14 protein-coding genes and 1 other RNA gene are annotated in these 11,574 nt (G+C 69.9%); 11 read left to right on the forward strand and 4 right to left on the reverse strand.

Annotation, left to right across the window (positions count from 1 at the left end):
• Nucleotides 1-66: 66 nt before the first annotated feature.
• The gene (gene nudC, locus AX690_RS09920) at nucleotides 67-1,008 is read right to left on the reverse strand and encodes an NAD(+) diphosphatase (protein ID WP_066681351.1); all 942 of its coding nucleotides are present in this window, start codon (nucleotides 1,006-1,008) and stop codon (nucleotides 67-69) included.
• 72 nt (nucleotides 1,009-1,080) lie between these two features.
• Here nudC and ffs point away from each other — a divergent pair.
• From ffs to AX690_RS09955, 8 genes are all read left to right on the forward strand, one after another.
• Nucleotides 1,081-1,178: signal recognition particle sRNA small type (gene ffs, locus AX690_RS09925), an RNA gene on the forward strand.
• 90 nt (nucleotides 1,179-1,268) lie between these two features.
• Nucleotides 1,269-3,092, forward strand: a complete 1,824-nt coding sequence (locus AX690_RS09930; RefSeq protein WP_066681353.1) for a DNA polymerase III subunit gamma/tau — start codon at nucleotides 1,269-1,271, stop codon at nucleotides 3,090-3,092.
• A 140-nt stretch (nucleotides 3,093-3,232) separates the two neighbouring features.
• Complete coding sequence (locus tag AX690_RS09935; RefSeq protein WP_066681478.1) at nucleotides 3,233-3,562, forward strand: YbaB/EbfC family nucleoid-associated protein; 330 nt, start codon at nucleotides 3,233-3,235, stop codon at nucleotides 3,560-3,562.
• A gap of 36 nt (nucleotides 3,563-3,598) precedes the next feature.
• Complete coding sequence (recR, locus tag AX690_RS09940; protein ID WP_066681354.1) at nucleotides 3,599-4,201, forward strand: recombination mediator RecR; 603 nt, start codon at nucleotides 3,599-3,601, stop codon at nucleotides 4,199-4,201.
• Nucleotides 4,202-4,311: 110 nt separating this feature from the next.
• Nucleotides 4,312-4,464 (forward strand): hypothetical protein, encoded by a 153-nt coding sequence (locus AX690_RS22230; RefSeq protein ID WP_082769599.1) that lies wholly within the window; start codon nucleotides 4,312-4,314, stop codon nucleotides 4,462-4,464.
• A gap of 53 nt (nucleotides 4,465-4,517) precedes the next feature.
• Nucleotides 4,518-5,816, forward strand: a complete 1,299-nt coding sequence (gene rmuC, locus AX690_RS09945; protein WP_066681355.1) for a DNA recombination protein RmuC — start codon at nucleotides 4,518-4,520, stop codon at nucleotides 5,814-5,816.
• An 8-nt stretch (nucleotides 5,817-5,824) separates the two neighbouring features.
• A complete protein-coding gene (def, locus tag AX690_RS09950) occupies nucleotides 5,825-6,346 on the forward strand; it encodes a peptide deformylase (RefSeq protein ID WP_066681356.1) in 522 nt (173 codons plus the stop codon).
• Nucleotides 6,347-6,407: 61 nt separating this feature from the next.
• Nucleotides 6,408-7,058, forward strand: a complete 651-nt coding sequence (locus tag AX690_RS09955) for a glutathione S-transferase family protein (protein WP_066681361.1) — start codon at nucleotides 6,408-6,410, stop codon at nucleotides 7,056-7,058.
• Here AX690_RS09955 and AX690_RS09960 read toward each other — a convergent pair.
• Nucleotides 7,055-7,534: a cupin domain-containing protein gene (locus AX690_RS09960; protein ID WP_066681363.1), complete on the reverse strand. Its 480-nt coding sequence runs from the start codon at nucleotides 7,532-7,534 to the stop codon at nucleotides 7,055-7,057. The genes AX690_RS09955 and AX690_RS09960 overlap by 4 nt on opposite strands.
• A gap of 64 nt (nucleotides 7,535-7,598) precedes the next feature.
• Between AX690_RS09960 and dapE the strand changes: the two genes are divergently transcribed.
• Together dapE and AX690_RS09970 are read left to right on the forward strand one after the other, a co-directional pair.
• Nucleotides 7,599-8,765, forward strand: a complete 1,167-nt coding sequence (dapE, locus tag AX690_RS09965; protein ID WP_066681365.1) for a succinyl-diaminopimelate desuccinylase — start codon at nucleotides 7,599-7,601, stop codon at nucleotides 8,763-8,765.
• A gap of 56 nt (nucleotides 8,766-8,821) precedes the next feature.
• Nucleotides 8,822-9,400 carry an NAD(P)H-dependent oxidoreductase gene (locus AX690_RS09970; protein ID WP_066681367.1) on the forward strand — a complete coding sequence of 193 codons (579 nt, stop codon included), beginning with the start codon at nucleotides 8,822-8,824 and terminating at the stop codon, nucleotides 9,398-9,400.
• Here the strand turns inward: AX690_RS09970 and truA are convergent.
• Nucleotides 9,397-10,140, reverse strand: a complete 744-nt coding sequence (truA, locus tag AX690_RS09975) for a tRNA pseudouridine(38-40) synthase TruA (RefSeq protein WP_066681369.1) — start codon at nucleotides 10,138-10,140, stop codon at nucleotides 9,397-9,399. The genes AX690_RS09970 and truA overlap by 4 nt on opposite strands.
• The gene (fmt, locus tag AX690_RS09980; RefSeq protein WP_066681371.1) at nucleotides 10,140-11,066 is read right to left on the reverse strand and encodes a methionyl-tRNA formyltransferase; all 927 of its coding nucleotides are present in this window, start codon (nucleotides 11,064-11,066) and stop codon (nucleotides 10,140-10,142) included. The genes truA and fmt overlap by 1 nt, the downstream gene beginning before the upstream one ends.
• A gap of 97 nt (nucleotides 11,067-11,163) precedes the next feature.
• On the opposite strand from fmt, the gene AX690_RS09985 reads away from it, so the two are divergent.
• Nucleotides 11,164-11,490, forward strand: coding sequence for a cell surface protein (locus AX690_RS09985; RefSeq protein ID WP_066681372.1), 327 nt, complete (start codon nucleotides 11,164-11,166; stop codon nucleotides 11,488-11,490).
• The last annotated feature ends 84 nt before the right edge of the window (nucleotides 11,491-11,574 follow it).

The raw sequence follows: 11,574 nt of genomic DNA on the forward strand, positions 1-11,574 counted from the left end.
CCGAGCTAGCCCCCTCCGGCCCTCTGGGCCACCTCCCCCGCGTCGCGGGGGAGGAACTTCCGAACCCTACCCCTCCGCCCAGGCCTTGATCAGCTGGTGCGCGATCGCCAGGGCCGGCGGGGCGAAGAGGCCTTCCTCGAACTCGCCCTTGATCAGGCGCAGCGCCTCTTCCTTGGTGAACCAGCGCACCGCTTCCAGCTCGGTCTGGTCTGGCGCGGCCTCGTCGCTGGCGACATCGGCGATCATGCCGATCATCAGCGAACTGGGCCACGGCCAGGGCTGGCTGGAGTGGTAGCGGACAGCCGTCGCCTTCAGGCCGGCCTCTTCCTCAAGCTCGCGGGCGCAGGCCTCCTCGATGGTCTCGCCGGGCTCGATGAAGCCGGCCAGGGCCGAGAACATCCCGGGCGGCCAGGCGGCCTGGCGGCCCAGCAGGCACTTGCCGTCGTGGACGGCCAGCATGATCGCGACCGGGTCCGTGCGCGGAAAGTGCTCGGCGTCGCAGGCGGGGCAGACACGCTTCCAGCCGCCGTCGGCGACCTCGGTCTTCTGGCCGCAGGCGCTGCACCAGCGATGGCGGCGGCGCCACTCGAACATCGACTTGGCCGTGGCCAGGATGCCGGCGTCGGCCGGCGGCATGGTCGCCGCGGCCCCGCGCAGCTCCTCGAAGCGGCCCAGCCCCTGCAGCGGTCCCTCGGCGGGGTCGGCCGGGCCTTCGATGTCGACCGCGAAGACCGCGATGTCCTTCCAGAGGCCCAGGTACAGCAGCTTCTCGTTCCCGCCGGCCAGATCCTGGGCCATGTCGGCGCGGAGGTAGGCGATCTGCACGCCTTTCGGCTTGCCGTCGGCGTCCAGAATGTCCTCGACCAGCGGCTTGCCGTTCCACAGCGCCACGGCCAGCGACTCCGAGTCGGCCAGCTTTTCGGCGATGAACGCCTCGTCTCCGCGCCGCTCGCTGTCGCGGTTCAAGGGGTTGCCGGCGAAGGTGTTGGTGATGATCGAAAGGGCCATGCGCCACTGTGTAGCGTGAGCAGAATGACTCGTCAGCCTTGCATCCTGCGCGATGAGTCGCGATATAGGCCTCGGAGATCGGCTCGGACGAAGTCCTCGCCAACCTGGTCAGGGCCGGAAGGCAGCAGCCACAACGAGATCCCCTTCGGGTCGCTGTCCGGTCTCCACCTTCCCCTAAAATCGCGAAATCTGTCAGCAGATGGCCGGTCCGCTCGGAGCGGGTCTTTTGCCGCGCCCTTCGCGCCACTACACTGAGGGCCATGGCCGACCACGACGACCTTTCGCCTGATTCCGCGCCGCCGTGGGACGAAGCGCCCGCCGAACGCGACGAGAACACCGCCGACATCTTCGGCGGACCTCCGGCCGCGGCGGTGGCCGAAGAGGCGCGCCCGGTGGTCGAGACGCCCCCGGAGAGCGGCGACGCCTACACCGTGCTGGCGCGGAAGTATCGTCCGCGCACCTTCGAGGACCTGATCGGCCAGGAGGCCATGGTCCGCACGCTGGCCAACGCCTTCTCCACCGGCCGCATCGCCCACGCCTTCATGCTCACCGGCGTCCGGGGCGTCGGCAAGACCACGACCGCGCGCCTCTTGGCCCGCGCGCTCAACTACGAGACCGACACCGTCAAAGGCCCCTCGGTCGACCTGACCACCGAGGGCTACCACTGCCGCGCCATCATCGAGGGCCGGCACATGGACGTGCTGGAGCTGGACGCCGCTTCGCGCACCAAGGTCGACGAGATGCGCGAGCTGCTGGACGGGGTGCGCTACGCCCCGGTCGAGGCGCGCTACAAGGTCTACATCATCGACGAAGTGCACATGCTGTCGACGGCGGCGTTCAACGCCCTGCTGAAGACGCTGGAAGAGCCGCCGCCGCACGCCAAGTTCATCTTCGCCACCACCGAGATCCGCAAGGTCCCGGTGACGATCCTGTCGCGCTGCCAGCGCTTCGACCTGCGCCGCGTCGAGCCCGACGTGCTGGTCAAGCACTTCGACCGCATCGGCGCCAAGGAGGGCGCGCGGATCGAGATGGACGCCCTGGCCCTGATCGCCCGCGCCGCCGAAGGCTCGGTGCGCGACGGCCTTTCGCTGCTGGACCAGGCCATCGTCCAGACCGAGCGCGGCCAGACGGTCACCGCCACGGTGGTCCGCGACATGCTGGGCCTGGCCGACCGCGGCCAGACCATCGCGCTCTATGAGCACGTGATGGCCGGCAAGACCAAGGAGGCGCTGGAGGGCTTCCGCGCCCTGTGGGGATTCGGCGCCGATCCGGCGGTGGTGATGCTGGACGTCCTCGACCACTGCCACGCTTCGGCCGTGTCCAAGGCGCTGGGGCCGGACGCCCTGTCGATGCCCAAGGAGCAGGCCGCGCGCCTCGCGGCGATCGGCGCTCACACCTCGGCCGGCACATTGTCCCGGCTTTGGCAGATGCTGCTGAAGGCCCATGAGGAGGTGCGTCGCGCCCCCGACGCCATGGCCGCGGCCGAGATGGCCCTGATCCGCCTGTGCTACGCGGCCGATCTGCCCGGACCGGAAGAGGCCCTGAAGGCGCTGCGCGACGGCGCGCCCATTGGCGGCGGCGGACCGGGCGGCGGTGTTTCGGTCGGCGGCGGCGCGGGCGGGGCCACGGCTTCGGCTCATGCGCCCATGACCATGGCCGCGCCGGGCGCCCAGGCCATGCCGGTTCTGGCCTCTTTCGACGACGTCATGGCCCTGATCGCCGCCAAGCGCGACATCGGCCTGCGCCTGGACGTCGAGCAGTACGTCCGCCCGATCAACTTCCGGCCCGGCGCCATCACCTTCGAGGCCGCCCCCGGCGCGCCTGGAAACCTGGCCGGGCGCCTGGTGCGCTTCCTGAAGGAGCACACCGGCCAGCCCTGGCTGGTCGCGGCCGAGGGCGGCGGCGGCGCCGAGAGCATGATGGAGCGCCAGAAGCGCGAGGAGCGTGAGGCGCTGGAGCAGATCAAGAAGGATCCGTTCGTCGCCTCGGTGCTGTCGGCCTTCCCCGGCGCCGAGATCGTCGAGATCCGCAAGGTCCTCACCCCCGAGGCCGCGCCGCTGGAGCCGGACGAGGAAGAGGCATAAAGGCCCTTTCCCCCTTGATGGGGGAAGGGTTCGGGACGGGGGTGAGTGCTGAGGTCGCCGCCGCGCGCTGCATTCACCGCCGCATCACCCCACCCCTCCCCATCGAGGGGAGGGGAATTCAAGAGTTGGAGACCAAGACCATGAAAGACATCGGCGGCCTGATGAAGCAGGCCCAGGCCATGCAGCAGAAGCTCCAGGACGCCCAGGCGCGTCTCGCCGAGAGCACCGTCGAGGGCGCCTCGGGCGGCGGCATGGTCACGGTGACGTTGAAGGGCACGGGCGAGCTGGCCAAGGTCCGCATCGACGAGAGCCTGATTACCCCCGGTGAAGGCGAAGTGATCGAAGACCTGATCGTCGCCGCCCACGCCGACGCCAAGAAAAAGCTGGACGCCAAGCAGGCCCAACTGATGCAGGAAGCCGCGGGCCCGATGGCGGGCCTGATGGGCGGCCTGCCTGGGATGAAGTTCTAACCGCCCTTTCCGCCGGAAAGGGATGAAGGGAAGCGAATGGCGGCCTCCGCCGGACCCGAGATCGAGCGCCTGATCGCCCTGCTGTCCAAGCTGCCGGGGCTGGGACCGCGCTCGGGCCGACGGGCGGCCCTGGCCTTGCTGAAGAAGCGCGATACGCTTCTCGCGCCGCTGGCGGCCGCCATGGCCGACGCCCAGGAGAAGGTCCGGACCTGCTCGGTCTGCGGCTCGCTGGACGTCACCGACCCCTGCGCCGTCTGCGCCGACGCGACTCGCGACGGCCGCCTCTTGTGCGTGGTCGAGGAGGTCGGTTCGGTCTGGGCGATGGAGCGCGGCGGCTCGTTCAAGGGGCGCTACCACGTGCTGGGCGGCCTGTTGTCGGCGCTGGACGGCGTCGGTCCCGAGGCCTTGCGAATCGGCGAGCTGGTCGCGCGGGTCGGGGGCGGCGAAGTGGCCGAGGTGATCCTGGCCTTGCCGGCCACGGTCGACGGCCAGACGACCGCCCACTACATCGCCGACCGCCTGGCTCAGACTAATGTGCCGGTGACCATGCTGGCCCGCGGCGTGCCGGTCGGGGGCGATCTCGATTGGCTCGACGACGGCACCATCGCCCAGGCGTTGCGCGCCCGACGCCCGGCCTGACGAAATCCGCGCCCTTCGTCGGAAATCCGGCTGACAGCCTCGCTTTCCCGCGCCAAGCTCCGCCGTCGCTTCCGGGACCACCGGACGCGTGAGTGGAGGGATTTAGGTTCATGAGCACGCCCGAGGACAAGGCCCCCGAGGCCGAGGTCGAAGCCCCGCACGTCGCCAAGGTCGGCGTGCATGACAAGGGCCATAACGTGACCAGCTTCAACGAGGAGCCGATCAACGGCCTGATCGCCGACATCGCCGACGGCGACGAGTGATCGCGCGCGGCGGCGGCCTTTATGCCGCCGCCGACTCCCGGTAGGAACGGAGCATGAACTTCTCCGATCCTTATCCGATCCTGGCCCTCGTCTTCGCCCTGGTCGCCGTGGCGCTGGGGCTGTGGGCCGTGACCGCGCAACGCCGCGCCGCCAAGGCCGAGGCCGAGGCCTGGCTGCTGAACGAGCGCTTGGCCCAGGCCGAGGAGCGTCACCGACTGCTGGAAGACCAGAGCGCCACCCAGATCGAGCTGATCAAGGCCCAGGCCGCCCAGAGCGCCAACACCATCGCCGAACAGCTGATCAAGCGCGCCGACGAGAACGCCAAGAGCCGCGAGCGCCTGGCCGAGGCCCGTCTGGAGGCCCAGCTGAAGCCGGTCGCCGAGACGCTCGCCAAGTTCGAGGCCCAGGTCACCGCCGTCGAGAAGGCGCGGGCCGAGGAGACCGGCGGCCTCAAGGCCCAGATCACCGCGCTCTTAGAGGCCTCCACCGCCACCCAGGCCGAGGCCCGCAAGCTGTCGGCCGCCCTGCGTCGCGGCGCCGGCGTCCAAGGCCGTTGGGGCGAGCAGACCCTGCGCAACGTGCTGGAGGCCGCGGGCCTCAACAGCCGCTTCGACTTCCAGGAGCAGTTCAGCGTTGACAGCGACGAGGGGCGCCGCCGCCCCGACGTCAAGGTCACCCTGCCCGGCGGCGGAGTGTTCGTGATCGACGCCAAGTGCTCGCTGAACGCCTTCCTCGAGTCACAGGAGGCGACCGACGAGGTCCTGCGCGAGGCCGCCATGGTCCGTCACGCCGCCAGCGTCCGCGCCCACATGCAGGGCCTGTCGTCCAAGGCCTATTGGGACCAGTTCGCGGGCGAGGGCTCGCCAGACTTCGTGGCCATGTTCGTGCCCGGCGACGGCTTCCTGGCCGCCGCCCTCGATCGCCTGCCCGAGCTGATGGCCGAAGCCATGGATCGCCGGGTGGTGCTGGTCACGCCCACGACTCTGTTTGCCCTCTGCAAGGCGGTGGCCTATGGCTGGCGCGCTGAGGACCAGGCCAAGAACGCCGCCCGCATCGTCGAGGTCGGCCGCGAGCTCTACAAGCGCGTCTCGGTCATGGGCGCCCACGCCGGCGCCATGGGCAAGGCGCTGGAGAGCGCCGTGGGCAAGTACAACCAGTTCGTCGGCTCGCTGGAGAGCCAGGTCCTGACCCAGGCGCGTCGTTTCGAGGACCTGTCCGTCGACCACGAAGGCAAGAAGATCGACGAGCCCGCCGCGATCGATCAGGGCGTGCGCCCTCTCACGAAGTTGAGCGCCGAGCCCGCCGTGGGGCAATCTCCCACCTTGACCCTCGGAAATGACACGCCTACCTGACGAGCATCATGGCTATCCGTCGCATCCTCACCGTCGATAACGCCGCCGACCTGGCGGTTCTGAAGAAGGTTTCCGCCCCGGTGGAGGCCGTCACCGACGCGCTGCGCGCCCTGATGGATGACATGCTGGAGACGATGTACGACGCGCCGGGCATTGGTCTCGCCGCCGTGCAAGTCGGCGAGCCCGTGCGGGTGATCACCATGGACCTGGCCCGCGACGGCGAGGAAAAGGCCCCGCGCTACTTCGTCAATCCCGAGATCCTGGCCAGCTCCGAGGACATGTTCGTCTACGAGGAAGGCTGCCTGTCGGTGCCGGAGTATTTCGACGAGGTCGAGCGTCCGGCCAAGGTCACCATCCGCTACATGAACTATCAGGGCGAGACGGTCGTCGAGGAAGCCGAGGGCCTGTTCGCCGTCTGCATCCAGCACGAGATGGACCACCTGGAAGGCGTCCTCTTCATTGACCACCTGTCGCGCCTGCGCCGCGACCGCGCGATCGCCAAGGTCAAGAAGGCCCGCCGCGCGGCCTAAGGCTGTCGGCTCGCTCGTCGCTCGCTCGTCCTTGGCTTATCCAGAGCCTGGGAGACGCGCGATGAAACCGATCCTCACCGCCTTCAAGACCTCGCCCGATCGCGGACGCGGGCTGGCGCGCGACATGCCGGTGCGCTGGGCGCTGGAAGAGGTCGGCCAGCCCTATGACGTCCGTCTGGTGACCTTCGCCGAGATGAAGGCGCCGGCGCATAAGGCGCTGCAGCCGTTCGGCCAGATCCCGACCTACGAGGAAGACGGTCTGGTCCTGTTCGAGTCCGGCGCCATCGTCCTGCATATCGCCGAGCGCCATCCGGGTCTGCTGCCGGCGGAGCCCGCCGCCCGCGCCCGGGCGATCGCCTGGATGTTCGCCGCCGTCAGCACGGTGCAGCCGCCGATCGTCGAGCGCGAGCGCTCGCTCCTGTTGGAGCGCGACGCTCCCTGGTTCGCGGCCCGCCAGCCAGGCCTGGAGCAAGAGGTGCGCCGGCGCCTGGAGGATCTCTCCCAGCGGCTGGGCGAGGCTGAGTGGCTGGACGGGGCCATCAGCGCCGGGGATCTGATGATGGTCACCGTGCTGCGCCGCCCCGCGGGCGCGAACCTCCTGGCCGACTACCCCAACCTCGCGGCCTATGTCGCGCGGGCCGAGGCGCGGCCGGCGTTTCAGCGCGCCTTCGCCGATCAGCTGGCCGTGTTCGAGGCCGCGTCGAAAGGCTAGCGTGTGCGGCCGCTCTCGGTGTCGTAGGGCGTTCCGTCGCGATGGCGGTAGGTGGCCTCGCCCTCGCGCAGGATCAGGTCGATATCCGGATAGTCACACCCATCCTCATCCGGACGCCGCGAGCCGACCTCCAGCAGCAGCACATCGCGATCCGAGCGGTTCTGGAAGTGGTGGCCGTTGGCGACCCCGGCCTTGAAACCGGCGCAGTCGCCGGCCCGCAGCACCGTCTCGCCGTCATTGTCGACCAGCACCACCTCGCCCTCGACGACCCAGGTGAACTCGTCCTCGGCCGTGTGCCAATGGCGTTGGCTGGACCACTGGCCCGGCGGCAGGCGCAGCAGGTTGACGCCGAACTGGGTGAGGCCGACCGCGTCGCCCAGCTTGGTGCGGTGACGGCCCACGCAAGGCGCATTGAAGGGCGCGGGATAGCCCGTGCCGACGCGAGTGGGGGCGGTGGCTAGATCGATCTTGGGCATGGACAGTCCGTGGAGAGGTTTGCCGGGTTTGCGTCGTGACGGAGGGAAGCCTAAAGGCAAGACCATGAACAGCCCCGCGCCCGTTTCCGTCAGCATCGACCCTGTCGACCTCGCCCAGGCCCTGATCCGACGTCCGTCCGTGACCCCGGCCGATGAAGGCGCGATGGACACGCTGCAGCGCCAGCTGGAGGCCCTGGGCTTCGCCTGCCGTCGGATGAAATTCGGCGAGATCGAGAACCTCTACGCGCGGCGCGGGACGGCGCGGCCGAACCTCTGCTTCGCCGGGCACACCGACGTGGTGCCCGTGGGCGACGACGCGGCCTGGACCGCCGGGCCGTTCGAGGCCGAGATCAAGGACGGGGTGCTGTACGGCCGGGGCGCGGTCGACATGAAGTCCGCCATCGCCGCCTTCGTGGCCGCCGTCTCGAACGTCCCCGACCATCCCGGCTCGATCAGCTTCCTGATCACCGGCGACGAGGAGGGCGTGGCCGAGGACGGCACGGTCAAGGTCGTCGAGGCCCTGGCCGCCGAGGGCGAGATCATCGACCACTGCATCGTGGGCGAGCCGACCAGCGCCAACGTGCTGGGCGACATGGTCAAGATCGGCCGCCGCGGCAGCATCAACGCCTGGATCGCCGTGGACGGCAAGCAGGGCCACGTGGCTTATCCGCACCGCGCCGCCAATCCGATCCCGGTGATGGTCGACATCCTCTCGCGCTTGCAGAGCCGGGTGCTGGACGAGGGCTATGCCGGCTTCCAGCCCTCGAACCTGGAGGTGACCACGGTCGACGTCGGCAACACGGCCACCAACGTCATCCCGGCCTCGGCCAAGGCGCGGGTGAACATCCGCTTCAACCCGGCCCACAAGGGCAAGGACCTGGCGGCCTGGATCGAGGGCGAATGCCGCGAGGCCGCCGAGGGCTTCTCGGGTCGCGTCGAGGTGCTGTGCAAGATCAGCGGCGAGGCCTTCCTGACCGAGCCGGGCGCCTTCACCGATGTGATCGTCGCCGCCGTCGGCGACGCCGTCGGCCGGGTCCCGGAGCTGTCGACCACCGGCGGCACCAGCGACGCCCGCTTCATCCGGGCCCTGTGTCCGGTCGTCGAGTTCGGCCTGGTCGGCTCGACCATGCACCAGGTGGACGAGCGGGTCCCGGTCGAGGAGGTCCGCCAGCTGGCCGGCGCCTACCAGGCCCTGATCAACCGCTACTTCGCGGCGTTCGGGCGGGACTGACGGAAGGATTTGACCCGCCGCAAGGCGGTGTCATCCCGTTGCGCCAAGCTGCTGTCATGGCCAAGCGCATCCTGATCGTGAACGGTCATCCCGACCCCAGCGCCGACCACTTCAGCGCGGCGCTGTGCGAGGCCTACGTCGGCGGCGCGACGGCCAGCGGCCACGCGGTGCGTCGGCTGGACCTGGACACCGTCAACGCGCCGATCCTCACCGACGCCTCGGCCTTCGCCGAGCCGCCCGCGAAGGACGTCCAGGCGGTGCAAGCCGCGATGGTCGAGGCCGAGCACCTGGTGATTGTCTTTCCGCTTTGGCTGGGCGGCGTGCCGGCCCGGTTGAAAGCGCTTCTGGAGCAGGTCTATCGCGGCGGCTTCGGCTTCCAGGTCGGTCCGCGGGGCTGGAACCGCAAGCTGAAGGGCCGCAGCGCCCGGCTGGTAGTGACCATGGGCATGCCAGGTCCGTTTTTCCGCGTGGTGTTCGGCGGCCATGGCGTCAAGGCGCTGGCCCGGGGCGTGCTGTGGCTCAGCGGTTATCGCCCGATCCGGACCAGCATCATCGGCGGGATCGAGATGATCGGCGCCAAGGGGCGGGCGGACTGGCTCGCCCGGATGCGAGCGCTGGGCGCCAAGGCCCTCTAGTCGCCGTACCCGACGCCCACCAGATAGAGCCCATCCGCCGGCGCGACAGGCCCACATTCCCGGCGGTCCTTGGCCTCCAGCGCCGCCTTCACGTCGTCCACCGTCCAGCGGCCCGCGCCGACTTCGACCAGCGTCCCGGTCATCGAGCGGACCTGGCGGTGCAGGAACGAGCGCGCCTCGAAATCGAGATGGATTTCCTCGCCGACCCGGCGCACGCGGGCGACGTCGAGGGTCTTTACCGGGCTCTTGGACTGGCAGTGCATGTCGCGGAAGGTCGTGAAGTCGTGCAGGCCGACCAGATGCTGGGCGGCGGCGTGCATGGCCTCGTGGTCGAGATCCTTCTTCATGTGCCAGACCCGGCCCTTGTCCAGGGCCGGCGGCGCGCGGCGGTTCAGGATCCGGTAGAGATAGCGGCGCTCGTTGGCCGAGAACCGCGCGTGCCAGCCCTCCTCGGCGACCTCGGCCGAGAGGATCGAGACCGCCTCGCGGGTCAGGTGGGCGTTGAGGGCGTTGAACACCGTCTGGGCCGGCCAGTCCTTCTCGAGGTCGACATGCACGACCTGGCCGGTGGCGTGGACGCCGGTGTCGGTGCGCCCGGCGGCGGCGATGCGCACCTCCTCGCCGCAGAAGGCCTTCACCGCCGCCTCGATCGCGCCCTGCACGCTGGGCAGGGTCGCCTGGGCCTGGAACCCCGCATAGGGGCGGCCGTCATACTCGACGAGGAGGCGGTAGCGGGGCATCAGGCCAGGACCGTTCCCGCCACGATCGGGAAGCCGCGCGTGAAGGTCTCGGCGTCCTGGACGCCCTTGCCCTCGCGCTGGGCCTTGAGCAGGCGGATCGAGCCTTCGCCGCAGGCGATCAGCAGGGCGTCATCCAAGGCCGTTCCCGGCGCGCCGGATGCTGTGTCGACGCGCGATAGCAGCGCCTTCACGCGGACTGGGCCTTTGTCCGACGGGGCCTCGAACCAGGCGCCGGGGAAGGGCGAAAGGCCTCGGATGTGGCGGTCGACCTCGATGGCCGGACGGGTCCAGTCGATGCGGGCCTCGGCCGACTTGATCTTCTTGGCGTAGGTGACGCCGTCCTCGGCCTGGGGCGTCTCGTGAACGACCTGGCGCTCGATCGCGGCCAGGGCCACGGGCAGCAGGCGCGCGCCGGTGGCGGCCAGCTTGTCGTGCAGGGTCGCGGCGGTGTCGTCGCCCTCGATGGCGACCTGCTGCGACATCAGGATCGGGCCTTCGTCGAGGCCCTCGCTCATCCGCATCACCTGGACGCCGGTGACCGGATCGCCGGCCATGATCGCCCGCTGGATCGGCGCGGCGCCCCGCCAGCGCGGCAGCAGGCTGGCGTGCAGGTTGAAGCAGCCGTGGCGCGGCGCCTCCAGCACGTCCTTGACCAGGATCTGACCGAAGGCCACGACGACGGCGGCGTCGAGGTCCAGCGCCTTGAAGGCCTCGATCTCCTCCGGCGTCTTCATCGAGACCGGCGTGCGGACCGGCAGGCCCAGGCCCTCGGCGAAGGCGTGAACGGGCGAGGGCTTCAGTTCCTGGCCGCGCCCGCGCGGCGCGGGGGGCTGGGAGTAGACGCAGACGATCTCGTGGCCCGAGGCGACGAGTTCGGCGAGGCAGGTGACGGCGAAATCGGGAGTGCCGAGGAAGGCGATGCGCATGGCGGGGGTTTAGACGTCTCGGGGCCTTCGGAAAAGCCGGAGTCGGAACCGGCGCCGTGGCGCTCCGTTATCCAGCCGACCAAGAAGGAGCCAAACCATGCGTTCCAAGCTGATGCTGATCGCCGCCGGGGCCGCGGCCCTCTCGCTCGCCGCCTGCTCGCAGGAGCACGCCGCCGAGGTGAAGGAAGGCGCCAAGGCCGCCGCCGCCGACGTCAACGACGCTGCGCGCAACATCGCCAACGATCCCGACGTCAAGGAAGCGGGCACGGCGATCAAGGAAAGCGCCAAGGAAACCGGCGCGGAACTGAAGGAAGCCGCGGGCGAGGCCGGCCAGGAGCTCAAGGAAGCCGGCAAGGACCTGAAGCAGGACGCCAAAGAAGGCGCGGCCGAGAGCGAGAAGCAGCTGAACGAGGCGGCGAAGTAGGGGGGCGCCAGTTCCTCCCCCGTTGCACGGGGGAGGTGTCGGCGGAGCCGACGGAGGGGGCGAACTGGAGGTCGGCCGAGCTGG

It is taken from the genome of Caulobacter sp. CCH9-E1, from assembly GCF_001556515.1.
GTDB lineage: Bacteria > Pseudomonadota > Alphaproteobacteria > Caulobacterales > Caulobacteraceae > Caulobacter.

Bases quoted from the DNA above. Each gene is read 5' to 3' on its own strand.
- truA (WP_066681369.1), bottom strand. From the start codon at position 10,140: ATGCCCCGCTACCGCCTCCTCGTCGAGTATGACGGCCGCCCCTATGCG.
- recR (WP_066681354.1), top strand. From the start codon at position 3,599: ATGGCGGCCTCCGCCGGACCCGAGATCGAGCGCCTGATCGCCCTGCTG.
- AX690_RS09970 (WP_066681367.1), top strand. From the start codon at position 8,822: ATGGCCAAGCGCATCCTGATCGTGAACGGTCATCCCGACCCCAGCGCC.
- AX690_RS09955 (WP_066681361.1), top strand. From the start codon at position 6,408: ATGAAACCGATCCTCACCGCCTTCAAGACCTCGCCCGATCGCGGACGC.
- dapE (WP_066681365.1), top strand. From the start codon at position 7,599: ATGAACAGCCCCGCGCCCGTTTCCGTCAGCATCGACCCTGTCGACCTC.
- fmt (WP_066681371.1), bottom strand. From the start codon at position 11,066: ATGCGCATCGCCTTCCTCGGCACTCCCGATTTCGCCGTCACCTGCCTC.
- AX690_RS22230 (WP_082769599.1), top strand. From the start codon at position 4,312: ATGAGCACGCCCGAGGACAAGGCCCCCGAGGCCGAGGTCGAAGCCCCG.
- nudC (WP_066681351.1), bottom strand. From the start codon at position 1,008: ATGGCCCTTTCGATCATCACCAACACCTTCGCCGGCAACCCCTTGAAC.
- rmuC (WP_066681355.1), top strand. From the start codon at position 4,518: ATGAACTTCTCCGATCCTTATCCGATCCTGGCCCTCGTCTTCGCCCTG.
- AX690_RS09930 (WP_066681353.1), top strand. From the start codon at position 1,269: ATGGCCGACCACGACGACCTTTCGCCTGATTCCGCGCCGCCGTGGGAC.
- AX690_RS09960 (WP_066681363.1), bottom strand. From the start codon at position 7,534: ATGCCCAAGATCGATCTAGCCACCGCCCCCACTCGCGTCGGCACGGGC.
- def (WP_066681356.1), top strand. From the start codon at position 5,825: ATGGCTATCCGTCGCATCCTCACCGTCGATAACGCCGCCGACCTGGCG.
- AX690_RS09985 (WP_066681372.1), top strand. From the start codon at position 11,164: ATGCGTTCCAAGCTGATGCTGATCGCCGCCGGGGCCGCGGCCCTCTCG.
- AX690_RS09935 (WP_066681478.1), top strand. From the start codon at position 3,233: ATGAAAGACATCGGCGGCCTGATGAAGCAGGCCCAGGCCATGCAGCAG.